Raw genomic sequence first — 24,578 nt, forward strand, 5'->3', positions numbered from 1 at the left:
CCACCCTCTATCCGAAGAAAGTTGCAACTACCAAGAGGAGAACACTGATAACCACAATCATAACAATTAGTTTGGAAACAAATTTCCACCAAGTAGGTAAATCAACATGTCCGATAGCCAAGGCACCCATTACGATAGCCGATGTTGGAGAAATCATGTTGAGGACACCTGAAGCTGATTGGAAAGCTGTGATAACCAAGTGAGCCGGTACATTTGAGAATTCTCCCAGAGGAGCCATAATCCCCATAGTAGCTCCTGCCAAACCAGATGTTGAAGGAATCAAGAAGGACATTGGCAGATAGAAAATATAGGCAAGGACGATAAAGACTTGTGATGATAAACCTGACAAGCCAACTTCACCCCAGTGAAGAATGGTTGAAGTAATCATACCATCATTCATGATAACTTGGATACCACGGGCAACAGCACAGATAATGGCAACACTGAGGAATTCACCTGCTCCATTGAGGAAAGCTTTGAAGAAATCCGCTTCAGACATACGGTAAACAAAAGCAACTAGAACTGCCATGGCAATGAAGAGCATAGTAATTTCTCGGAAGTACCAAGTTCCAAGGGCAGCAGCTGACTTACCGAAGAGTTGACCCAAGACTGGAAGTCCAGTAATGGCATTGTTTAAGTCTGTAAAAATATTAATTTTAAAGCCTTCCCAAGGAATCAGACTCAAGACCATGATGATGAAGGTAAGGGCAAAAATATAGAGAACATTGCGTTGGCGTTTGCTTAAATCAGCAGTATTTTCTTGTAGTTTAAAGATTTGCTTGTGTTCTGACATTTTATCAGCAATAAGAGATTTACTTGGATCTTTTTCAATCTTGCTGGCATAACTATAAACAAACCAAGTTGCAAGACCGACCAAGAGTATCCATTGCAAGCCGCGCCAAGCAAACCCATCTGCAATACTGATACCGGCTGCATCAGAGGCTACACCTGTCGCAAATGGATTAACCGTAGAGGCCAGACAGCCAACTTGTGAACCGATAAGAATAATAGCAACAGCCACTAGAGTATCAAAGCCAACAGCAATCATGACTGGGATCAGAAGTGGATAGAAGGCCATGGTTTCTTCCCCCATACCATAGGTGGAGCCACCTAAGGCAAAGAGAGGAAGCAAAATCCAAATCAAGGCTTTTTCTCGTCCCTTATTCTTTCGAACAACAGAAGCAATCCCAGTGTCTAGTGCACCTGTATGGTTGATGACACCTAAGAACGCACCAACCATCAGAATGAAGAAGGAGACTTCAATAGCTCCAGTGGTTAGGTCAGTTCCTAACATCCCTCTTACAGGCGCCATGATAATATCATAGAAGCCTTGTGGGTTAGAGTCGACCACTTGATAGCTTCCAGCAACAACAGCACCAGCTTCTGTCTTTTCATAAGAGCCGGCCGGTATAAACCAGGTCATCACTGCCATTAAAGCAATGACAATCATTAGTATGGTGTAGGATGAAGGCATTTTAAAGCCTTTTTTGGTATTTTGGTCCATGATAAAACCTCCTAAATGTTATTATTGTCCTGTTTCCTACCACAGAACAAACTTTTCTCCGAAATAATGTGGGCATCTTATACCCAAAGAAAATCAAAAGTAAATAAAGCAAAGCAACTCAATCTTGCCTAGTGGTAGACAAGATGCTTTAATAAAATTTCGTTTTGATTTTTAATAAATATCAGCAAGTAACGATACTGAATCTCTACCACTAGTCATGGACATTATGAGAAAAGAAATTATGCTTTCTCAATAATGGTTCCGCTATCTGATTCGATTAGAGCTGCCAAGTTTTCAAGAGATGTGATTACAGCTCTTGATTCTGGTTTGTTTTCAACAAAGGCCATGGCTGCTTGAACTTTTGGTAACATTGAGCCTGGTGCAAATTGATTTTGTTGGATGTATTCTTCCAACTCAGCAATGGTTACTTTTTCCAATTTAGCTTGGTCAGGTTTGTTGTAGTTCACAAAGACATAATCAACGCCGGTCAAGACGATGAAGAGGTCTGCATCTACCATTTCAGCAAGAGTTTGTGATGCAAAGTCTTTGTCGATAACAGCTTCCACACCGGTCAAAGTGCCATCTTCTTCCTTGATGACAGGAATACCGCCACCACCAGCAGCTACAACCACTGTACCTGCTTCGATAAGAGTACGGATGGTGCCGATTTCTTTGATACCGACTGGTTTTGGTGAGGCAACCACTTTACGCCAACCACGTCCTGCGTCCTCTTTGAAGGTCGCACCTGTTTTTTCAGCTTCTACTTTTGCTTCTTCTTCACTGTAGAATGGACCGATTGGTTTGCTTAGATTTACAAAAGCTGGGTCTGCCTTGTCCACGACGACTTGTGTCACAACGGAAGCCACTTCTTTTTCAATGCCTTCTTTTGTCAATTCGTTTTCAAGGGCATTTTGCAACCAGAAACCGATGGAACCTTCTGTCATGGCTACTAGTGTATCCAATGGGAAAGCTGGGTTCTTTTCAGAATCAGCTGCCAAGTTTTGCAAGAGAAGATTGCCTACTTGTGGACCATTTCCGTGTGTTACGATGAGGTCATCCCCATTTTTAATTAATTTTACCAGATGTTTTGCAGTCTCAACAAGGGCTGCTTTTTGTGCTGTTGCAGATGGATCTGATGAAAGGATGGCATTCCCTCCCAAAGCCACTACAATCTTACGATTTGCCATATTTCCTACCTTCTTATTCTATTCTTATAATTTTTCAAAAAAATGGAGGACTGGCCAAGTTTACAGGCTCAGCCCTCACTAACATATAAAAGGAGCGACTATTACATTCAACGAACTATTAACTGCAATCACCAACAAGCTAAAGGCATCCCTAACAGTTGGCGAATCCTAGCCAATTAACTCTTCTTAGAATTAAACTCTTGGAATGAAGAGATTGCCAAGTGTTGCAGCCATTACAGCCTTGATGGTGTGCATACGGTTTTCTGCTTGGTCAAAATGACGAGCGTATTTGCTGCGGAAGACTTCGTCTGTTACTTCCATTTCACTTACGCCGTATTTTTCAGCGACATCTTTACCATAAACTGTCTTGGTATCATGGAAGGCAGGTAAACAATGCAAGAAGATGAGGTTTTCATTTTCAGCTTTCTTAATCAAATCCATGTTTACTTGGAACGGTGTCAACATTTTCACACGTTCTTCAAACATAGCTTCTTCACCCATAGATACCCAAACGTCTGTGTAGAATACGTCCGCACCTTTAGCTGCTTCATCGGCATTATCTGTGATAAGGATACGAGAACCAGATTCTTTAGCATAGCCTTGAGCCAATTCAACGATTTCTTCAGCTGGGAAGAGTTCTTTTGGTGAGAAGATATGAACGTTAACACCAAGGATTGCACCTGTTACCAAGAGTGAGTTGGCAACGTTGTTACGGCCATCACCACAGTAAACCAAAGTCAAACCTTCTAATTTACCGAAGTTTTCTTTAACAGTGAGGTAGTCTGCCAACATTTGAGTTGGATGCCATTCGTCAGTCAAGCCATTCCATACTGGTACTCCTGAGAATTCTGCCAATTCTTCCACCATGCGTTGGCTGAAACCACGGAACTCGATACCGTCAAACATACGACCCAAAACTTTGGCTGTATCTTCAGTTGATTCTTTTTTACCAAGTTGGATGTCGTTAGCGCCTAGGTATTCTGGATGAGCGCCTAGGTCAATCGCTGCAGTTGTGAAGGCTGCGCGAGTACGAGTAGATGTTTTTTCAAACAAGAGAGCAATATTTTTGCCTTCTAGGTAATGATGAGGCACACCACGTTTTTTCAAATCTTTCAAATGAGCTGAGAAGTCAATGAGATATTCTAATTCAGCGCGTGTAAAATCTTTTTCAGCAAGGAAGCTACGTCCTTGAAATACTTGTGTCATGTGTTTTTCTCCTTTTAACTATATAATCTATTTACGATTTTTGATTTATTCTGCCAACTCATCTGTCGATTTATCTTCTAAATACTTAACAAGAGATTGACAAGGAATGCCATCTTCTACATATATCTCACCAAACGGGCGATAACCCAGAGATTGATAAAATGTTTTTGCTGGTAATTCACTATGGATAATCAATTGATGGTAACCATGTGCTAGCGCATAGTCTTCTAAGGCTGCAACTACTTGAGTACCATATCCTTTTCCTCGGTACTCTTCCAAAGTTGCAATCCGTGTCAAACGGGCCTCATCTTCCGCCAAAGGGAGGAAGCGACCTGTCGCAACAGGTTGCTGACCTTCATAAACGACGGTGTAGACAGTTCCTTTTTCATCATAGTCATCAAACTCATCTGCCCTATCAATACCATGTTCTAAGATAAAGACTACAAAGCGAATGTATAGACTAGCAGCCCGCTGAAATGGTTGATGACCGGTTACCACGCTTCCCATATCAATTACAAATCTTCACGTTCAAACGGCATGGACATACAACGTGGTCCACCGCGACCGCGAACCAATTCACTACCATCAATCTTGATGAGTCGAAGACCTTTTGATTCTAGGATTGCATTTGTGATGGTATTGCGTTTGTACACAACGACTACGCCAGGTGCGATTGTCAAGGTATTTGATCCATCGTTCCATTGTTCACGACCAGCAGCTACGATATTGTCACCACCGCAGCGAATGAGTTCTACTTTTTCAACACCTAAGTTAGCAGCAAGAAGATCTGCCAAATCACCATGTTCTTCTTCAATATGAAGTTCTTGGTTTTCATAAGTGACTGAGAAGACACGAAGGTCACCTTCAATTTCAGGGTGGATCGTAAACTTGTCATAGTCTACCATTGTAAACACTGTATCTAAGTGCATGAATTTACGATTATTGGCGAATTCAAAAGCCAGTACTTTCTTGAAGCCAATGTTCTTTTCAAAGATATTGACCAAGAGCTTTTCAATAGATGCTGCGTCTGTACGTTGCGAAATACCCACTGCCAAGACATCTTTTGAAAGAACCAACTCGTCCCCACCTTCGATGCGAGTGCTTTCGCAGCGATCGTAAACCATTGGCACTTTTCCTGCATAATCTGGGTGATAACTAAAGATATATTTACCGTAGATTGTTTCGCGGTTGCGAGTTTCTGAATACATACGGTTAAGGGATACACCGTTACCAATCGTTGCAAATGGGTCGCGTGTGAAGTAAAGGTTTGGCATTGGATCAATGGCAAATGGATAACTAGATTCAACCAAATCAGTCAAACCTTTTTCTTCAGCTGGGATTGCTGGTAATTCGCATTTTTGAACACCAGCCATTGTTTTTTCAACTAATTCTTTACTATCTTCAATGGCTAAGAGAAGCTTGCGAATCGCTTTCTTAGTCGCACGACCACGAATGTTAGCTTCTTCCAAATATTCATCAATGAACTGCTCACGAATTTCTGGACTAATCAAAGACTCGGCAGCTAACTTTTCAAGATAAAGTACTTCAACGCCTTCGTTGCGAAGGGCTTGGGCAAAAGCATCGTGTTCTTTTTGAGCATCTTCTAGAAATGGGATATCATCGAAAAGAAGACGTTCAAGATAGTCAGGCATCAAGTTTTCAATTTCCTTGCCTGGGCGGTGAAGCAAAACTTTCTTAAGTTTGCCGATTTCTGAAAAGACATGAATTGGATGTGTAGACATCACAATACCTCCTCGTTTTTTTCATTGTAGTAAGGGAAACCTTACTCGTTTTTTACTGAATTCAGTATATCATTTCTTTGTAAACCTTTTCACGAAAAAATGTACAAACATTTTGCCAAATATTTCACATTTTCAAGACAACAAAAAAATATTTATCTTTTTTTAAGCGCTTTCTATAAATATTTTCCTTATTTTAACCATTAATTGAATATTTATTTTTTAATATTTTTCTTAAAAACATGAGTGAAATAGTCGGTTTAGTAGAAATAAGACCTTGATTCAGATTTTCAATATAAAAATGATTGCATTTGGTTTACTCTTCCAAATCAAATCTTTATCACACAAGTATACGAAATCATTTGAATGATCTTTAAAGACATAGAAAAAGACCTCATCGGGTCTCTGTTAAGTTTTCTAAGAAATAATCAGTGTCTAGGTATGTTAACTTTTTATGAGAATAAGCAATGCGTTTTTCTTCCTTTAATTTTTTTAAGACATGGCTAGCTGTCTCTCTAGTAGTGGCTGCCAATCGCGAAAGTTCTTGAATGTGGATACCAAAAGGAATCTCAAGTAACTGATCCGGTTGGCAAAGATCCCAATAAAGCAAAGCCAAAACTTGCACGACCCGCTCGCTAGCTGATGAAATCATCGCATTTCGCAACCGTAATTCTTGAAATTTCAAAATGCGAGATAGTTTTTGGTTGAGAAAAAGCATCTGCTGATTATTTTTCTTTGAAAGAGACTCGTACAAGTCCATAGGAACCATAATGTAGGATAAATCAGTTACTGCAATGGCTGAATAGTGATAATAGGGATCAACAAAGAGACCACCAAAAGGAAAAGCTCCTCCTTCACGGATATAGTCCAAATAGGAATAGGTATCCGTTTGGTCAAATTGTTCAATGCGAGCATAGCCTTTTTGTAAGACAAAAAGGTAGTTTCGCTCATCACCTGCAAAGAAAAAGAACTGATCTCTTGGAATGGTTCGAAAACGAGCCGCTTGAGCAAGCTGATCAAATTCTTCAATTGTAAAGTGTTTAAAAGCTGCTTGACCTTTTAAAAAGAAATACTGCTCTTTACTAATCATACCCCACTCTTTCTCCTGATTCCATTTAATCTATTATACCATAAAAAAATTTCCGTGAAAACAATTCCCAAAATATTCTATTGCTACGGGGTCACTAGAAGCCTTAAAAAGTGAAATTCTCCTTTTTACCATACCTTATTATACACTTCAAAATATACTGTGTTAAAGCAGCTAAATGGACTTGAGTTCCTCCCTTTTCGCTTTACTTTACCATTTTTAATTTTATTAAGTATAAGAAAAAATGACCACCTGTCAATAAAAGATTGACTTCTAAAACCTCTATTTCTAAAGGCAAAAATCCCCAAGCCGGAGCCTAGGAATTTCTTCTTATTCAATTAAGCCAGTCCATTTTCATTGACTCGATGCCATTGATTGATGACATAGGTAATAGCAGCCAACTGCATATAGCCATAACCATTAACCTCTGAACTATCTTCTGTGGATCCACCCAAATAACGACTATAGAGAGCAATCAAATAGGGACTCTCTTCAAATACCATGGCATCCACATTGAGGGCCTCGCCAACGTACCCAGGTTTTTGCACAATCCGCAGATGGGATAAATACGTCTCATAATACTGATTAGGGAAGGAAATGTCCATGAAATAGATGATATCTGCGTATTTTTCTTGGTGTCGATAGAGATGTTCCAACACCTGAATATAATAATCTGTTGTGGTCTTGTTATCCTCCCGTCTGATGGCTGGTATTTCTCCCTTTGATCTTCCATATTTGGTCATCATAGCAAAGGCTGCATCCATCCCCCCTAACCGATCTGCCAAAGCATAGGCTGGAGTATTTTCTGAGTAAACCAATGAATACTCCTGCATATCAGGAATAGACATGGCACCTGCAAACTGTCCAACATAAGCATCATGTTCAAATTTATACTCATAAGCCGTGTTGGTGATATCAAAGCGTTCCACTAAGGTAAATTTGCCCTCTTTCACCGCATCTACTACCAACATGTTGAGGGGCAGTTTATAGGTAGATCCTGCAGTCATAGGCTCCTTTTCATTCATGGAGAATGTATGGCCGCTGGCAGGATTTTTATAGCTAAATGCCACTTGAGAGGGATCAATGCCCGCATCTGCTAAGTAAGCCTGAACCACTTGGACCAGACTCATATTCGCATAATCATAAGCCAAACCCATACTTTCCATAGACACACGATCAGCTTCCATAACAGCCTGTTTAGCTTCTGGTGATTTAAGCAATTCTTTGATTGGCTCTACTTCTTTTTGACTAGTTGATGTGTTTATTTTTTCAGTTTTTCCAACTTGAGAAGAGTTTGGACCCTTACTTTTACTTTCAAGAGACTGTCCACCATAGCGGGCCCTTGCTCCAAAGTAGACGAAAAAAGGAAGCGTTAGTAAAGCAAGTATTCCTAAATTCCATAGCAATCCTTTATCGTATTTCTTCTTATCTAATCTCCGCATACAACTATTTTACATTATTTACAAAAAAACTCAAGTAATCTTATGTTCTTTTGCCATGCTATTTTACTGTTGAAAAAAGAGCCTGAACCAATCAGACTCTCTATAAATTATTTTGCGGCTGCATAAAGTTCGTTTACTTTTGTCCAATTGATAATGTCAAAGAATGCTTTGATATAATTTGGACGAACGTTACGGTAATTGAGATAGTAGGCATGCTCCCAAACATCCAATGCTAAGATTGGTTTTAAACCTTGCATAATAGGAGAATCTTGGTTAGCAGTTGAGATAACTTCCAGTTTACCTTCTTTGTTGACAACGAGCCAAGCCCAACCAGAACCAAAACGAGTTGTTGCTGCTGTTGTAAATGCTGCTTGGAATTCTTCATATGAACCAAAAGTTGCATCAATATCTGCTGCTAATTCAGCTGAGATTTCTGATTTTTCTGTAGAAAGCAACTCCCAGAAGAGAGCATGATTTAGATGACCACCACCATTATTAATCAATGCTTGACGAATGTCAGCTGGAATTGATTCAACATTTGACAAGAGTGCTTCCAGATCTTCACCGATTTCAGGGTGTTTTTCAAGAGTAGCATTGGCATTTGCAACATAGGTCGCATGGTGCTTGTCATGGTGAAGAGTCATTGTTTCTGCATCAATATGTGGTTCAAGAGCGTCGTAAGCGTAGGGAAGTTCTGGTAAAATAATTGCCATTTGTCTGTCCTCTTTTCCTTTATTTCTTTTATTTTATCGTAAAATGACAGAGCTTTCAAAGAATTTGCCTAGTAATGGTAATCTTTATCAATGCTAATAAAGTGACTATCTTTTACAAAAAAGAAAAAATAATCACTAACACTAGTATAATAGGTACCCGATTCAGTCGTCAGGTCAAATCCAATTCCATACTTTCCATCTGGAAATTGTGACAAATCGGCGTTTTGGACATAGGTCATCAGAGCCTGCTTAGCATCATTCTTCTGAGTCATTTGGTCACTGATCTCATCAGAAGCCTTCTCCAAATGGAAATCAATTTGTCCGATTACAACTTCTTTGCTCATCATGTCTTTTATGGAAATATCATACAAACCTTGAAGTGGCTTATCTTTTTTTCGATTTCCATCAACAAGTGTATAGAACTCTACTATCTGAGAAGAGGTAGTATCAATCTGGCCTCGAAAACCTTCATAAATTAGGTTATCAAGGTGAAATTTTTCAACAGACGCATCTACCGCTTGACTTATTTTTACCCCCTCAGGCTGTCTCCACATAGCCTCATCTGCGATACTATAAAATGTTTCAACTAAACCTTCAACAGAGGCAATGGCCTCCGGGCTCTTGTCTTAGGCTTTTCACCATAACCCAAAGTTTGACCAAAAGAAAGTTCCTGTCCATTCAGATCCTCAACATAGGTAACATTTGCACTATAGATACTGGTTTCAAATGTCTTCCCTGTTGCATTTTCAACTGAAACCTTACCTTTGAAACCATAATCCTTAAAAAGTTGAATCAGTTCCTCCTCTGCTGCTACTCGTTCTTTTTCATCACCCACTGACTGATTAAAAACACAAGCAGACAAAGTAAGGGCAAAGAGTAAAACAAGAAATAAAGAAAGTTTCTTTTTCAAAATGATTCTCCTAGTTTTTTTCACTAGCAATTTTTAGTAGGGAAAGGTCAAAGAGGTAGTCTTTCTCTAATTGACCAGTCTTGATCTGATAATCTGTTTCAATCAAAGATACAAGTGTTTTCTTGAGAAAGGAAAGTGATAGTTTTCTAGAATCTCGCAAGGCAAACTTAACCTGATAAGGATTGATTTTCCGTCCTAAATATTCAGATAAATCTGCTACAATTTGACTTTCTGATCGTCCTTGCTGTTGCAAAATTGTGACCTGTAAAAACATACGAAACTGGGTTAAAAGAATGGCAATCAATTTTATTTCATCCTCTCCTTGCAACCGCAAATCGCGAACCAGATTTCTAGCAGCATCTATCTGTCCATTCAGAATAAACTTGGACAAATCAAAAACATTATCTTGTAAGGTTTTTGGAATAGCTACATCTATGTCTTGACTTGTTATCATCCCGTCAGATTTATAAGCTTTAAGAAAAGCTAAATTTTTAGTCATTTCAGAAAAATCAAAGCTCGATTTGACCAAAAGTTGCTCATAAACAGGGTCGGAGATTTGTAGACCTTCTTGACCCATGACTTTCTTAAAATAGCTACGGACTTCTACTTCTTTGAGAGAATGAGCTTCCAAATTGAGAGCATCCCGTTTGAGGATTTTGACTAAGCGTCGCTTACTGTCTAATTTTCCTGGCACGAAGACGATCAAACGAGTGGTCTCACAAGGGTTTGCCAAATAGTCTTCAAACTGCTTCAGCTCATCGTCTGACAAATAGCGTTTTTTATCCGTCGAAAGATCAGAAAAATAATCTAAAATCACCAGTTTTTCATCTGAAAAAAAGGGTAGAGACACTAAATCCAGAGCTACCTGATTATAATCTGCTTCCGACATATCAAAATAGGCAAAACTCAAATCTGCTGAATGAAAGCCAATTTGATGCAGAAGTGCCTCCTTAGCAGTCTGATATTGACCCGTATCCTCACCAGATAAAACAGTGAGCAGACCCAGTTTTTCTTTTTTAATTTTTTGAATTTCTTCCATTACTAACATAGGGATATTATACCATGTTTAGAAGAGAAAAACTGCTAGAAATTTTCTAACAGTTTCCTATCTTATCTACGGCGGCGATTTCTACGACTGTAGCTTCTACTACTTTCTACATGAACTTTTTTTCTTCTACGTCCACCACGGCTTAACAGCACTCCCACGATAACTACTATTAGAAGAACTGGAAGGAGCAGATAGACCAGCATAGGAATTCCTGCAAAAATAGATCCTTCTTTCTTCTCTGAACCCTTTGGAAGCAAGAGACCTGTTTTTTTGTCTGTTACTTTCGTATCTACAGATTTAACGGCAACTCCACTCATGGGATCAAGAGAACCAGCAACTTGCAAATGATCATTGGCCACTAGCAACTGTGGATCTTCATTTTCTTTAACCATAGCATAGAGATCTTGATCAGTCATATACTGTTGTCCATTGACTTCTTGTTGACCAGCTGGTGCCACTATTTGACGCTTATAAGTAGCAAAGGTATGCTCTAATAAAGTATTGACGAAGTAATGACGATAGTACTCGCCATCTTGATCAGCCCAATTTCCAACGCCCAATACCACCGTAATCAAACGAGTATCACCACGTTTAGCTGTAACAATTGAGTTAAAACCAGCCTGTGGACTCGATCCTGTCTTCAGCCCATCCACACCTTCTATGCCATATTTGGCACCAGGAAGAGAATAATTATAAGCTTCAAAAGTCTCTGCTAATGGTGTACCGGATTTAATGGACACACTCGTGCTATTGGTATATTCCAGAACATCAGGATGCTTTTTAATAAGGTGATAGGCTAAAATTGCCAAATCTTTCGCTGTAACCTCATTACTAGCGGTTGGTTCCGAACCAATCGGTGCATAGTAGCCTTGGAAAGCACCAGAAACTGCACCGGTAGCATTATAAAAGTGAGTATTGGTCATGCCTAACTCCTTAGCTGTATCATTCATCAGCTGCAAGAAAGAGGCATCATCTCCATCGTGAATCAAATGTGCCAACATAAGTGTTGTAACATTTGAGGATGGTACAAGAGTAGTCGTCAACAGTTCGCGCACAGTATAGGTTTCACCCGCTACAATTTTATTGTTAGAGAGAGCATAAATACCTGCGATAGCTTGGTCTGTTTCCGTCGCAATAACTGGTGTATCCAAGCTAATTTTTCCTTGAGAAATAGCCTCAAAAGTGAGATAAATAACCATTGTCTTGGTTGTAGAGGCTGGGTCCCACTTTAAGTCGATATTATCACCCCAAAGCACTTGACCAGATTCTGCATCCAAAACGATGGATGCCTTTGGCAACATTTCTGCTGTTGCAGGGTAGCCTGCTTTTTGAGTCATGGTCAACAAATCTTCTTGTTCTTGAGCCACTACTGGCATAGCCCAAGCTACTAAAGATAGGATCATCCCCACTAAAACTAATAGATTTTTTTTCATCATACCATCCTTTTTTCACATTGTCCTGACTATTATATCATAAGAATGATATTTGAAAAAATTATTTCCATGACTATTACTCCATTCCTAGAAAGAAAAAAAGCCAGAAATTCTAGCTATTTCACCTCATACTTCCTTAAAAATACGCTCAGAAACTTCTGCAACTGGTAAACCAATAATGGTATGAATATCTCCAGTGACGGATTTGACAGAGCGAGGATCTAATTCCTGGAAACCATAAGCCCCCGCCTTATCCAAAGGCTGTTTGAGAGAGATATAATCCGTCACAACCTGTTCCAATGCAGGATAAAAGTTTACAAATTCAATCTTTGCGACTGTGTAGAAGACTTCCAGATAGCCTTTCATGCGCAAGCAAACAGAAGTCACCACATGATGGCTTTTACCAAAATAAGACCGAAACATGGCATTGGCCTCTGCCAAATCCCTTGGCTTGTTAAAAATTTGCCCATCTGCCACCACAATGGTATCGGCTGAGAGATACAGTGTATCTGCTTCCAACTCCTTATCCGACTTGGCCTTAGAAATCTCACAGCAGACCTTAGCAGATCTGGTCAGAAAATCATCCTGCTTAAAATGCTCCATATAATGATTCTCCAGAGCACGCTCATCAACTTCGACCGACTCAATTTTGGGATTCAAAAAAGACAATAAATCTTTACGCCTTGGCGAAGTGGATAGGAGGACAAAGGAGTCTATTTTCCCTCTTTTACCAACTTTTTCATAGTCAAAAACAGTTTGCATATGATTTCCGTTAACTTTCTTCTCAATTTATCTACAGTATACCACAAAAAGACCCAGCCTCTAAATAAGCAGGATGGGTCCTTTCTTTGGATGAGTTAAAACTCTTTGCCTACCACTGGGTGTGTTTGCCTCATCTATTTTTGATTTTCTTTGAGTATTGTCTTATTGTCCTAGATATTTAAAGACGACTTTAGAATCATAGATATGAAGAACTTTGTCGTAGACAAATTGGGAAAGCATGGCAGCAGCTACTGGTACAACTAACCAAGACAAAACGGCCAAAGGAATGGATAAGCCCGCATCGATGGATGCAAGAGGACTAACTAAGCCAACAACACCAAAGCCTGCTGTTTGCGGTGTGCCGCTAATTGAAAAGAGATAGACTGGTATAGCTGAAATAGCTGCCGTTGTCACATAAGGCAAGAGGACAATCGGATACTTGAACAAGTTTGGCATCATTAATTTCATACCACCAGTTCCAACAGCAATGGTAATACCTGGCTTGTTTACCTTGAAGGAATGAACGACCAATGTTAGAGTCGTTGCCGCAACCCCCATCGCTGCAGCACCTGAAGCAACACCGCTAAGCTGGATGGCTAAACCAACAGCAATAGCTGAAACTGGTGTCGTCAAAAGAGCAGCGAAGGAAACGGCTATCAAGATGGACATCAAAATCGGTTGCAGACTTGTGAAACTATTGATAACAGCTCCGATAGAGAGGGTGATGCCAGAAACGATAGGCAGTAAGGTCAACCCGATAAAAGAGGCAAGAACACCGATTACGACAGGCATAGCGATGATTTCCATGGAACCAAACTTGTCTTTTATCAAGAGAATCATCCCAACCGCAATGGCAGCTGTAATCATGGTATTAATCAAATCCCCTGTCCCAGCTCCAGCAAATTTACCGATACTATCATCAAATTTGAGGACGCCTGAGGCGATAAAGCTAGAGGCTGCAACGACCATTTGAGTTAAAGGTTTAAAACCAAATTGAAAAGCTACAATCGCCCCAACTAAAAATGGTGTCGCCATCTGGAAAATAGAAACGATTTGCAGTAAACTAATCGTTACTGGAACCTGTGGAAGTGCACGTAAAATAGCGGATAAAACAGCGTTGGGAGCCACACCAATGATAACGCCCATAGCCGTTCCTGTCAGGACCTTGCTAAAATATTCTGAAGGTTTAATACTCGTTTGTGTCATGATTATCTCCTATTTCGCTTTTCTAAGTTCTTCTTTTGCATGAATGAGATTTGTAACCAGGTTAGAATAAGGTGTTGGAATACCATATTTTCTTCCCTTTTTAGCAATAGCTCCATTGATACTATCAATCTCCGTTAACCGATTGTTTTGAATCAAATCTTGGTGCATGGATGGATAGTGAAGTCCCAATGTTTCCCGGTTATAGGCTTTTGTCTCGATAAAGTGAATCGCTTCTTGGGCATCTAAGTTCACCCCTTCAGCTTTGGCAACTGCTGCAAATTCTGTAATGATATCGGTCAAGATCGTATGGGCTGTTGAGGTATCACCAAAATCAGCTGCATTACACTCCAAGAGCGCACACATACAGTTGAGAGTAGCATTCAAACAGATTTTCTTGTACATCACTTCCAGAATATTCTCTGTGTATTCCGCACCGAGACCAGCATCACTTAAAACTTTGGCGATTTCATGAGCACTTTCTTCATGACCTGGAACCCAGTTTTTAAAGTTAACCGTGCCCCAGCCCATGAGTTTGACCTTACCAGGACCTTCAAGATCTGATGTCCACATGGTATTGCCGATATAGATATTCTCTTCAGGTACATACTTTTTGATTTTCTCATCGTGACCAAAACCATTCAGGAGACAAAGAACTCGTGTATCTTTATCGATGGTATCTTTCAGTGAGTGGAGCATGCCTTCCAAGCCCAATGATTTTGTGAAAAGAATAATCAAATCACTCTTGAAATCTGAAGGTACTTGATCTTGTAAATAAGCAGGAATCTTCACAACTTTTTCGACTCCATCATGGTTAACTTGAAGACCATTTTTGTTAATAGCATCTACATGATCTTTCCAACCATCGACAAAAACCACCTGGTTTCCTGCCTCATGTAACATGAGACCAAAACGACTTCCCATAGCGCCTGCGCCAGCAATTGTAATATTCATTACGACTTCTCCTTTATAAGGTTAAAATTTGTTTCTATGGTATAATTGACTCAATAAAAGAGTCAGGTTAAAAATATGGACATCAAACAGCTAAATTACTTTATCAATTTAATAGACCACGGTAGTTTTTCAAACGCTGCCAAGAGTTTATTCATCACTCAACCATCCCTTTCCCAAGCATTAAAAAAAATGGAACAAGAATTGGGAGTTCGTCTCTACAGTCAAACCATTACAGGTATTGTCCCAACATGTGCTGGTCAATATTTATACGATCATGGTCGTCCTTTGGTAGACGATTTTGAAAAACTGGTAGCAAATGTGCAAAATTTAGAAAAACCAGACAAGACCGTTATTCGTTTGGGGATTCCAACTCTCTTTGCCATGCAATATATGACAATTTTTTCAGAGTATCTTTTACGACATCCCAATGTTGATCTAACTCTAGTTCAAGGTGGTTCTAGAGAACTGCAAGAAAAATTGGTCGGAGGAGATCTTGATTTAGGAATTATCTCCTATCCCATCCACCTGCCCAATATTTCCATCCTTCCACTTGAACGTGGCAACAAGGGATATCATGCCTGTGTCGTCGCCCATCAATCGAATCCAATTAGCCAAGCCAAGAACCTGACCTTTGATGATATCCGTCATCAAAAATTTTCAAGTTTAACACCCAATTATATACTAGGGGCCCTATTGCATGAACGAGCGAAAGAATTAGGTTTTTCACCTGATATTGTCTACAGTGACGACAACTGGGTGGTCCTTCTCTCTAGTCTCAAAACCTTCCAATCTATCTGTATCTTAGCCAGCGAGCAAGAAGCCTATTCTAATGACGAAGAACTGGTCTGGATTCCACTAATAGATAAGAAAAGTTTCCATCCTATCGGTATTGCCACTAGTGACAAAAGAGATTATTCCCAAGAATTATTGGATCTGATTGAAGCAATCAAAGAATCTTAACGCTTACAAGGATATTGTACATTGTTTCACAAACTTAGGCAAATTGTCTTTTTCTATTGTCTCAAAGGTTTTGCCTATAGGGCTCTTTCTTCCTTCAAAATGACTCAATCATTAGTTTTTCTGAGTATGAAAATGTAAAAATAATGAAGAGCCACTTACCTGGAATCTTATATTTCTCTATACTTTTTGTCACATAAATGGCTATTAAGTAATCATATAGAAACCTTAATTGACAATGAATCAAAGCATATTATCTTATTTCTATAACAATAGTATGACTTGTCAAAAAGATTAGCCTATGCTATACTATCAACAGAAAATACAGAACTTATTCAGAGTAAGCAGAGGGAATTGGCCCGATGAAGCTTCAGCAACCGACCTTTTGGCACGGTGCTACATCCAACAAGCATGGCTTGGCAGATAAGTGATAATATCCATATCCGAAATCTCCAGCCTTACTCTATGAGTATGGCTTTTCTATTCCCAAATTTTTACTCAAAAGGAGAAACACAATGGCATACGATACAGTTGATGCAGTTTATGGAAAATTAGCTGAATACGCTAAAAAACCAAATGGCGGGACAATACGACTTTTTTTAGTCCATTGCCCAAAAGAAAAACTTCAAGTGGTTGCTGATTTAGCGCCTCAAACTGAAGAAGAACTAAAACAACACCTGGCTAAATTAGGCTTACTGTTTGTATAAATTTTAAAAAGGGGTAGCTATTGAACCAATTTAGCTATCCCTTTTTTAAAATATTACAGGTTTATTATTCTCATTAATTATTATCCCTAGTAAGAACATGTCGAAACCTATCAATTCGTTTAGATTTTAATAATTCTCAAGTTTTCTATGGAAAACGAATAGTGATAAATAAAAATATTCTCACTATTCCTTATTTGACCGTCTCCAGCCTCCACTTCTTCCAACCTTTAAAGCGAATGGCTCCTTGCTGGTCCGTCCTCAGACTAGTCATCTCCCGCTCTTCAAAACGGTCCAGAGTTTCCTGATGGGGATGTTTGAAGCGGTTGTTTTGACCAGCAGATACCAAAGCCAAATCTGCTTGGATATGGTCGAGAAAGGCTTCCGATGAGGAGCCTTTGGAGCCATGATGACCTGCCTTGTAAACATCAACTGGCAAATGAGGATAGGCCTCAACGAGTCTTTGCTCCCCTTCTGCTTCCAAATCCCCAGTAAAAAGAAAATGCTTGTTCAACAGCTTTCCATAAAGCACAATGGAATCATTATTGCCACCATCCCCAGTTTCAAAAGGATAGAGGACATGAAGCTGACTGTTCATGATAGACAATTGATCCCCCGCTTGCACCACTTTGACCTTGACGTTCATAACCTTAAGCCTCCTGACAAAACCTGAATCGGTCAGACTGCCAGGACTAACTAAGACTTCCCCAATTTGGATATATTGAGATAAAACCTCCATATCTCCAATATGATCGGCATCGGTGTGCGTCAAAACCAGTTGATCAATTCTTCCAATCCCTTGACTTTTTAGATAGGGAATCAGGGTTCGTGTCGCATTGGCAGCCGTTTTTCGGGACTGCCATTTTTCTTTGCTGTCAAAATCTATCCGACCACCCACATCAATTAATATCGTTTTTCCAGCCCAATCCCGTAAAAGAATACTATCACCTTGTCCCACATCTACCATGGTCACTTCATTGGTCAGAGGTTGTTTGGTAATAAAGAGCAGACTCAGAACAAGAAAGGACAAGCCTAAAACCAGTTTTTTCTTATGGAAAAAATCATAAATGAGTGCCAGGAAAACGAATAAGACCAGCAGAACAATGGTGTTCGGTTTGCCAAATACTAGCGGAAAGGCAGAATGGTCTGCTATCCAAATGATGACTTTCTCCAGCCAGTCAAAAAGAAAATTGACCTGACTGATTGCTACAAATGGCGATAGGAGAAAGAGAAGGGACAAAAGTGGCAGTAAAACCACATCAAAAATGATGGAAAAGGCAAAGGTTAAGAGGATAGACAAGGGTTGAAAAGAGTAAAAATAAAAGATAAGGAGGGGCAAAATCCCTAGCGAAATGGCTAAACTTTCAATCAAAATCTTCTGAAACCCAATTAGTTTTTCAAAGTCAAAAACCGACAAGAGGAAGGCATAGGCAAAGCTGAGTTGTCCACCTGCGGACAAGAGAAAATGAGGCATTAGTAAGTAACAAACCGCCAGAGTTAGGGCCATATTGTCCAAGCCTCTCAAGCCCATATTGCCTAAAATCTTCTGAACTAGAGAGCGAACAACCGAGACGGACAGTCCTGTCATAGCCGCATAGATGACAGAAAATGGAATCTGAATCTTGTCTACCGTTTCCCGCTTCATCCCTAATCGCAGCAAGAGATAGCGCAACTTGTCAATGAAAAATCCCACCTGCATACCCGATAAAGCAAAGAGATGGATGATTCCTAAATTGGAATAAATATCCTCCATCTCCTCAAAATCCGAGTCCAAATCCCCAAAAAGAAGCCCTGTCATGTAGTGACGCATGGGAGTTGGAAAGGTAGCCGCAATGTGCAAAAGGGCTTTCCGCCTGCCTAACAGAAGCCAGTCCATGGGATTCCAGCTAGGGCGAACTTGGATATCCACAATAGTTGATACTTGGACAATTTCATAGATTTCCTTGGTCCGCAAATAATCTCCGTAATCAAAACCGTTGAAATTTCGTGGACCATCTTCTTTACTGATGTCTGTCTCAACAGTTACTTCCACCAACTCATCCAGCTCCTGAAAATAAGCCTGCTCTTCCTGACTGCTTAACTTATGAAAGACTTGAAACTTTCTGCCCCCTGACTTGGCCTGAAAAGAAAGAGAATCTCCATTGATTTGGATACTATCCGGTATCAAATCCAGCTTAAAAATTTCTGTCGGCATATTTTGCTCATCTAACTTGGTTTTGTAATGATGCCCAGAAAAGATAGCTAGAAATATCAAAATAATAGGCAAGACTTTCAAAGCTTTTTTTCGATACTGCTGAAAGAGGCGAAAAAGCAAGAATAGAAAGAGAATCCCTGTTACAGTCGAAAATCGATAGACCATGAAATAGCCTGACAGAAATAGCATGGCCAGCTGAATGACTGGAATAGGGCTTCTTTTAATCCAGAGTGACATAAGGCCGAATGTTTTCTAACGTTTTTCCACCAATACCAGAAACATTTTTGAGATCATCAACAGAGTTAAAACCGCCATTGCTGTCACGATAGGCGATAATATCCTGTGCTCGTTTCTCACCGATTCCAGAAATGGTGGTCAACTCAGCCTGACTAGCTGTATTGAGGTTGACTTTTGTCGAATCTCCGCCCGTTGAAGCTGATTGATCACTGCTAGCTGTAGGTAACTGGATGACACTGATCTCCTCTCCCTGACCGGCTACATAAATGACTGCCTCATCCGTCAATTTTTGCGCCAGATTGACAGATTTCTTATCTGCTTGCTCTGAAAAACCACCCGCAGCCTGAATGGCATCATGGACACGCGCCGTCTTTGACAATTGGTAGAGACCTTCCTTTTTGACAGCACCTTTGACATCCACTAAAATATCACTGATTTCTTGGTCAGAGTCTTGGCTAGGCAATTTTTCTTGACTTTCTTCTACAACTTCTAGCTTTTCAAGACCTGGAAAATCAGAACTAGTCTCTTCAGGGGCCTTCTGCAAAACAAAAAATGCTCCGACAGCTAATACCAAAATACAAAGTCCTGCTATCGTTAACTTATTTTTCTTAAATACTTCAAGATAATCTTCAAACATAAACATCCTCCTACTTGATTATTCGCAAAGAAAAAGACTCCCAAAGGAGTCCCAATAACATTTACAGTTGATTTTCTTCCATGAGGCGGATGCCTTCTTCCAGAATTTCTATCTGTCTGATGGTTTCTTCATCTTTAACCAACTTTTCTTTGCCCAAGAGGATGCTATCGTGCAGAGCTTGGTAAAAACGACTATAATCACCGACTTCAGTGACCACTTTTTCTTCGTGGTATCTTCCCTCATCATCCACAAAGGTCAAAATACCATAGTGTTCCGGTAGATCTAAGCCAAAATCTGCCTTATCTGGCATATAGAATTTCTTCAAATCTTCTTCTTGGCGGTCTTTGCTCGCTTTGACAAACATCCCTTTCTTGCCGTAGACAACAAAACTAGGACGATCCTTGATACGGAAATAACTGGATTTGACAGACACTTTGGTATTGGTATAATAAAGATCCAAGTCAAAGTAATCATTCATCCGACCTGAGCCAAGCAACTGGCGAACGTCGTAATGGATCTTATCTGGAAAACCGAAATAAGAAATGACTTGATCGACGGTATGGCAGGCATGCCCATATAAGTAAGAAGAATCCAGAGAAAATTCCTGCACACTTTCTGGTATCTCCGGACGGAAATAATCAAAGTGCATCTCTACTTCCAAAAGATCTCCCAAAACACCACTGTCAATGACTTTCTGGCTGGTTAAAAAATCAGAATCAAAACGACGATTTTGATAGGCTTGGATAAAGAGTTCCTTTTCTTTGGCCAGTGCAAAGAGCTCACGCGCTTGAGCTGCCGTTTCTGTAAATGGTTTTTCAACTAGGACGTGTTTGCCAGCCTCTAGGCATGTTTTGGCTAAATCATAATGCGCATTAACCGGTACTGACAGGACAATCAATTGGATTTCTGGGTCCGTTAGCAGATCATCTAATTTGTCCGTGTAGGTAATGCCTTCTACTTTCTCCCATTGATTGGCTGAGCGTGCATAAATACTCTTAATCTTGATATCTTTTATTTTCCTAGCAAAGGGCATGTGGTAACGGTTGGTGCTTTTTCCGTTGCCGATATAAGCGATAGTTAGCATAATTGACCTCCATTATAAAATGACAAAGAAAGCCAGCAGTTGCTTTCTGACAGGCTTTCGAATTATATTAAAGATTTTCTCCGTTTGACGCAGTAACTTCTTTGTACCAGTCATAGGAGTCTTTTTTACTGCGCTCCAAAGTACCTGAACCGTCATTGTTACGATCCACATAAATGAAGCCATAACGTTTCTTCATTTCGCCGGTTGTGAAGGATACACAGTCGATACAGCCCCACGGTGTGTATCCCCACAGCTCTACTCCGTCTTCGTTAATAGCTTTTTCCATTTCCTTGATGTGGCTGGCTAGGTAGTCGATGCGGTATGGATCATGGACAGAACCATCTTCTTCCTTGACATCGATGGCACCAAAACCATTTTCCACGATGAAAAGTGGCAGTTCATATCGTTCATAGAAGGCGTTAAGGGAATAACGCAAACCTTCTGGATCAATAGCCCAACCCCAATCCGATTCAGTGATAAATGGATTGGTCACCGAATGCTCGTTGCCGCCACTGGTATCCTTAGAAACATCCTTATGAGCAGTTGAATCAACCGTATTGGACATGTAGTAAGAGAAACCAATATAATCAACTGTCCCTTGCGCCAAGATCTTCTTATCTTCTTCGGTAATGCCGATATTAAAGCCTTTGCGCTCAAACATCTTGAGTGTGTAGCGTGGGTAGTGACCGCGAACCTGTACATCACAGAAGAACCAACGGTCATGCATCATTTGTTGGGCCAAAACTTGGTCAGCAGGACGAGCAGAAAATGGATAGATTGGTACCATGGCAATCATATTTCCAATTTGGAATTCAGGGTTGATTTCTTTACCCAATTTAACTGCCAAAGCGGATGCCAGTAAGGTGTGATGACCACAGATATACATGGCTTCTTCTGGATTGTCATAGTTCCCAAAATGAGCACCCGAGTTGGTCCAACCAAAAATGTCATTATGGTAGTTCATCTGGTTGTTGATTTCGTTGAAGGTCATCCAGTACTTAACTTTGTTCTTATAACGTTTAAATACCACTTCTGCAAATTTAACAAAGAAATCAACGGTTTTACGACTCATGAATCCCCCATATTCTTTAGCAATATGGTAAGGCATTTCAAAGTGAGAGAGGGTGATGACTGGCTCAATACCATATTTAAGCAACTCGTCAAAAACATCATCGTAGAATTGCAGTCCTTCTTCGTTAGGCTCTACTTCATCCCCATTTGGGAAAATACGTGACCAAGCGATGGAAGTACGGAAACATTTAAAACCAAGGTCTGCAAACAGGGCAATATCTTCTTTATAACGGTGGTAAAAATCAATGCCCACATGGTTTGGATAGTAGTTTCCTTCCACCACACCGTCCGTGATGACACGAGGAACCCCATGCTCGCCGGCCGTCATAACATCCGCTACTGACAAACTTTTAGAAGTCTCTAAAACTCCACCCTCAAATTGGTGAGCGGCTAAGGCTCCACCCCATAAAAAGTTCTTTGGAAATGACATCAGTATTCTCCTTTTAGAATATAGTTTTACAAAATAAATAAAATGATACCAGCTAGACATCCTCCAAGGAGGGCAGCTAGCAAGTTTGCTCGGTGGGATTTGAAGCTAATTCCCTTGCAAAGTCCGTAAGTTAGGACACCCAGGCCCGTAGCAAATCCCATGTCGATAAAAACTGGACCTTGCTGAACAATAAGTGGATGATTCATGCCATGATTCAGATACCAGATAGGGCCGATGATAATAACTGCAGCCAACCAACCTCCCCATGCACCGAATCGGTCAACCAAACGTCCCCAGAGAAGAAGAATGATAAAAGGGAGGAGAAAACCACCCAAAATGGTGGTAAGAACCTGACTTGCACTCATTTCCTTCCTCCTTTTTCTATTTTAGCATAAAGCCAACCGGCAAAGCCAGCACCAAGAGACAAACACAAGAAGGTTGGAAGAGCCAAGAAAAGCTGAGAAAAACCATGAGCCAGTACACCCTTAATTAAAACAGCCGTAGCAATAGCTGTCCCCATATCAATGGCTACCCGATTTTTATTTTGCGGAATTCCACCCCTATAATGACAGACATACCATACAGGTGCAATAATTAATAGAGCAGCAATCGCACCAGCAAAAGAAGCAAATGGTGATGCCAGTCGAGACCAAAGAAAGCCAACCATCAGACCAGCAAAAGCATAGGCAAAAATAGCTCTTAGATACAAGATGGCATTCCTTTTTTCTTTGAAAATAAGAGAATAAATAAACAAAAGCTCTTTCTCCATCGTTTTCTTCTTGTTGAATTAATTGTATCATCTGTTATAATGACAATAAAGGAAAAGTCCCATTTAGGTCTAGTATTTTAAATAAAAGAGCTATTTTTAATTGATTTTTTAAAACGCTGTTTCAGAAAGGTTTGACATGTTTTTATTAGAAAAAATTGAACTCTTCCCCTTCTCCCCGAATGAAAAAATCATAGCAGATTATATTTTAGAGCAAAAATACAAAATACAAAACAAATCAACTGCTGAAATCGCTGATGACATTTTTTCATCTAAGTCTGCCCTCGTTCGATTTGCAAAAAAACTAGATTTTAAAGGTTGGGTTGATTTCAAAGAAGCTTTCCTGAATGAACTGACTTATCTGGATCACCAAAAAATGGGGATTGATGCTAATCTTCCTTTCTCAGCTAGCGATGACATTGCCAGTATCATGACAAGCATTAGCACTCTCAAAAAAGAAGCTATTGAGGATACCCTTGCTCTCAATAAAGCCGAAACCTTGCGTTCCTCTATTGATTTGTTAGACCAAGCAGAAACCATTCATATTTTTGCCGTTAGCAATAACCTGCTGAATGCTCAAGAGTTTGCCCTGCAAATGTCACGGATTCAAAAGGACGTCCGCATCCATCAGCTTCAAGGTGAAGTCATGTTCAATGCTTATTTAGCCAAGAAAAACTCTTGTGCTATTATTATTTCCTACTCGGGTGAAACACCTCAACTGCTTCAAATCATGACATTTTTGAAGCGTAAGGCCATCCCTACCCTTCTCCTGACCAGTGTTGGCGACAATACTTCAACACCACTAGCCAGCCTCATTCTTCGCTTAGCAACCAGAGAAAAACTCTATTCTAAAATCGGAACCTTCTCCACTGATACCTCTATTACCTTTCTTCTAGAGTGCCTCTATGCTGGAATCTTTTCGAAGAGTTACAACAAAAACATGACCCTTAGAAAAAATGCCTCCGAATTCATCGAGTTCGAACGAACCTCAAGTTCAGAAATTCTCAAAGAAAAATAAAAAGGACTCCCATTTTTGGAAGTCCTCAGATTGTAGACAAACTTCATTTTTGAGGTTTGTCTTTTTTTGTATATTGCCGAAATATGGTGGAAATTGGCAGATTTGGACAAAATAAAACTCTAAGCAGGTTCCACCTGCTAACTCATGACAGAAAAAGATGTTCAGCTTATAATGAAGATGAACAATACAAATCCGTGGTCTTTAATAGGGCTTTGCCTAGCCTGTACAGAAAACTGGATGAATAAGAGTCATGAGATAACTCGAATACGCCTGGAGCGTGAAAATAAAATTA

24 protein-coding genes and 1 riboswitch are annotated in these 24,578 nt (G+C 40.0%); of the genes, 3 read left to right on the forward strand and 21 right to left on the reverse strand.

The features are described from left to right. Positions 1–7 precede the first annotated feature (7 nt). The 15 genes from BN1356_RS05535 to BN1356_RS05605 form a co-directional block, all read right to left on the reverse strand. The gene (locus BN1356_RS05535; RefSeq protein ID WP_093650403.1) at positions 8–1,504 is read right to left on the reverse strand and encodes a YfcC family protein; all 1,497 of its coding nucleotides are present in this window, start codon (positions 1,502–1,504) and stop codon (positions 8–10) included. Between the two features lie 239 nt (positions 1,505–1,743). After that, a complete protein-coding gene (arcC, locus tag BN1356_RS05540; protein ID WP_093650404.1) occupies positions 1,744–2,691 on the reverse strand; it encodes a carbamate kinase in 948 nt (315 codons plus the stop codon). Between the two features lie 192 nt (positions 2,692–2,883). Then, positions 2,884–3,897 carry an ornithine carbamoyltransferase gene (gene argF / locus BN1356_RS05545; protein ID WP_093650405.1) on the reverse strand — a complete coding sequence of 338 codons (1,014 nt, stop codon included), beginning with the start codon at positions 3,895–3,897 and terminating at the stop codon, positions 2,884–2,886. A gap of 45 nt (positions 3,898–3,942) precedes the next feature. Beyond that, on the reverse strand, positions 3,943–4,404 hold the full coding sequence (locus BN1356_RS05550; RefSeq protein WP_093650406.1) for a GNAT family N-acetyltransferase: 462 nt from the start codon (positions 4,402–4,404) through the stop codon (positions 3,943–3,945). Positions 4,405–4,409: 5 nt separating this feature from the next. Beyond that, complete coding sequence (arcA, locus tag BN1356_RS05555; RefSeq protein ID WP_093650407.1) at positions 4,410–5,639, reverse strand: arginine deiminase; 1,230 nt, start codon at positions 5,637–5,639, stop codon at positions 4,410–4,412. 391 nt (positions 5,640–6,030) lie between these two features. Beyond that, positions 6,031–6,726 (reverse strand): Crp/Fnr family transcriptional regulator, encoded by a 696-nt coding sequence (locus tag BN1356_RS05560; protein WP_093650408.1) that lies wholly within the window; start codon positions 6,724–6,726, stop codon positions 6,031–6,033. Between the two features lie 335 nt (positions 6,727–7,061). After that, complete coding sequence (locus BN1356_RS05565; RefSeq protein WP_245620306.1) at positions 7,062–8,165, reverse strand: serine hydrolase; 1,104 nt, start codon at positions 8,163–8,165, stop codon at positions 7,062–7,064. Positions 8,166–8,272: 107 nt separating this feature from the next. Further along, positions 8,273–8,878, reverse strand: a complete 606-nt coding sequence (sodA, locus tag BN1356_RS05570; protein WP_093650409.1) for a superoxide dismutase SodA — start codon at positions 8,876–8,878, stop codon at positions 8,273–8,275. A gap of 68 nt (positions 8,879–8,946) precedes the next feature. Continuing rightward, the gene (locus BN1356_RS05575; RefSeq protein WP_093650410.1) at positions 8,947–9,432 is read right to left on the reverse strand and encodes a hypothetical protein; all 486 of its coding nucleotides are present in this window, start codon (positions 9,430–9,432) and stop codon (positions 8,947–8,949) included. 32 nt (positions 9,433–9,464) lie between these two features. After that, the gene (locus BN1356_RS05580) at positions 9,465–9,788 is read right to left on the reverse strand and encodes a hypothetical protein (protein WP_093650411.1); all 324 of its coding nucleotides are present in this window, start codon (positions 9,786–9,788) and stop codon (positions 9,465–9,467) included. Positions 9,789–9,798: 10 nt separating this feature from the next. Further along, the gene (holA, locus tag BN1356_RS05585; RefSeq protein WP_093650412.1) at positions 9,799–10,836 is read right to left on the reverse strand and encodes a DNA polymerase III subunit delta; all 1,038 of its coding nucleotides are present in this window, start codon (positions 10,834–10,836) and stop codon (positions 9,799–9,801) included. Between the two features lie 62 nt (positions 10,837–10,898). After that, positions 10,899–12,269 carry a serine hydrolase gene (locus tag BN1356_RS05590; RefSeq protein WP_093650522.1) on the reverse strand — a complete coding sequence of 457 codons (1,371 nt, stop codon included), beginning with the start codon at positions 12,267–12,269 and terminating at the stop codon, positions 10,899–10,901. Between the two features lie 126 nt (positions 12,270–12,395). After that, positions 12,396–13,031 carry a Maf family protein gene (locus BN1356_RS05595; RefSeq protein ID WP_093650413.1) on the reverse strand — a complete coding sequence of 212 codons (636 nt, stop codon included), beginning with the start codon at positions 13,029–13,031 and terminating at the stop codon, positions 12,396–12,398. Positions 13,032–13,193: 162 nt separating this feature from the next. Further along, complete coding sequence (locus tag BN1356_RS05600; protein ID WP_425423520.1) at positions 13,194–14,240, reverse strand: PTS sugar transporter subunit IIC; 1,047 nt, start codon at positions 14,238–14,240, stop codon at positions 13,194–13,196. A 6-nt stretch (positions 14,241–14,246) separates the two neighbouring features. Beyond that, positions 14,247–15,188 (reverse strand): 2-dehydropantoate 2-reductase, encoded by a 942-nt coding sequence (locus BN1356_RS05605; RefSeq protein ID WP_093650415.1) that lies wholly within the window; start codon positions 15,186–15,188, stop codon positions 14,247–14,249. A 75-nt stretch (positions 15,189–15,263) separates the two neighbouring features. On the opposite strand from BN1356_RS05605, the gene BN1356_RS05610 reads away from it, so the two are divergent. Next, positions 15,264–16,148 carry a LysR family transcriptional regulator gene (locus tag BN1356_RS05610; protein WP_093650416.1) on the forward strand — a complete coding sequence of 295 codons (885 nt, stop codon included), beginning with the start codon at positions 15,264–15,266 and terminating at the stop codon, positions 16,146–16,148. A gap of 325 nt (positions 16,149–16,473) precedes the next feature. Next, a riboswitch (SAM riboswitch) is annotated at positions 16,474–16,575 on the forward strand. 85 nt (positions 16,576–16,660) lie between these two features. Next, positions 16,661–16,852, forward strand: a complete 192-nt coding sequence (locus tag BN1356_RS05615) for a hypothetical protein (RefSeq protein ID WP_093650417.1) — start codon at positions 16,661–16,663, stop codon at positions 16,850–16,852. A 190-nt stretch (positions 16,853–17,042) separates the two neighbouring features. Here the strand turns inward: BN1356_RS05615 and BN1356_RS05620 are convergent, their stop codons facing one another. From BN1356_RS05620 to BN1356_RS05645, 6 genes are all read right to left on the reverse strand, one after another. After that, positions 17,043–19,280 carry a DNA internalization-related competence protein ComEC/Rec2 gene (locus BN1356_RS05620; RefSeq protein WP_093650418.1) on the reverse strand — a complete coding sequence of 746 codons (2,238 nt, stop codon included), beginning with the start codon at positions 19,278–19,280 and terminating at the stop codon, positions 17,043–17,045. Then, positions 19,264–19,917: a helix-hairpin-helix domain-containing protein gene (locus BN1356_RS05625; RefSeq protein ID WP_093650419.1), complete on the reverse strand. Its 654-nt coding sequence runs from the start codon at positions 19,915–19,917 to the stop codon at positions 19,264–19,266. Before BN1356_RS05625 ends, BN1356_RS05620 begins: the two co-directional genes overlap by 17 nt. Before the next feature lie 61 nt (positions 19,918–19,978). Beyond that, on the reverse strand, positions 19,979–21,001 hold the full coding sequence (locus tag BN1356_RS05630; protein WP_093650420.1) for a Gfo/Idh/MocA family oxidoreductase: 1,023 nt from the start codon (positions 20,999–21,001) through the stop codon (positions 19,979–19,981). 67 nt (positions 21,002–21,068) lie between these two features. Continuing rightward, complete coding sequence (locus tag BN1356_RS05635) at positions 21,069–22,502, reverse strand: 6-phospho-beta-glucosidase (protein WP_093650421.1); 1,434 nt, start codon at positions 22,500–22,502, stop codon at positions 21,069–21,071. A 26-nt stretch (positions 22,503–22,528) separates the two neighbouring features. Then, positions 22,529–22,867, reverse strand: a complete 339-nt coding sequence (locus BN1356_RS05640) for a Lin0368 family putative glycerol transporter subunit (protein ID WP_093650422.1) — start codon at positions 22,865–22,867, stop codon at positions 22,529–22,531. Further along, positions 22,864–23,271: a Lin0368 family putative glycerol transporter subunit gene (locus tag BN1356_RS05645; protein ID WP_245620307.1), complete on the reverse strand. Its 408-nt coding sequence runs from the start codon at positions 23,269–23,271 to the stop codon at positions 22,864–22,866. Before BN1356_RS05645 ends, BN1356_RS05640 begins: the two co-directional genes overlap by 4 nt. Before the next feature lie 136 nt (positions 23,272–23,407). Here BN1356_RS05645 and BN1356_RS05650 point away from each other — a divergent pair, with 136 nt between their 5' ends. Continuing rightward, positions 23,408–24,286 (forward strand): MurR/RpiR family transcriptional regulator, encoded by an 879-nt coding sequence (locus tag BN1356_RS05650; RefSeq protein WP_093650423.1) that lies wholly within the window; start codon positions 23,408–23,410, stop codon positions 24,284–24,286. Positions 24,287–24,578 lie beyond the last annotated feature (292 nt).

The organism is Streptococcus varani, assembly GCF_001375655.1.
In the GTDB taxonomy this organism is placed as follows: domain Bacteria; phylum Bacillota; class Bacilli; order Lactobacillales; family Streptococcaceae; genus Streptococcus; species Streptococcus varani.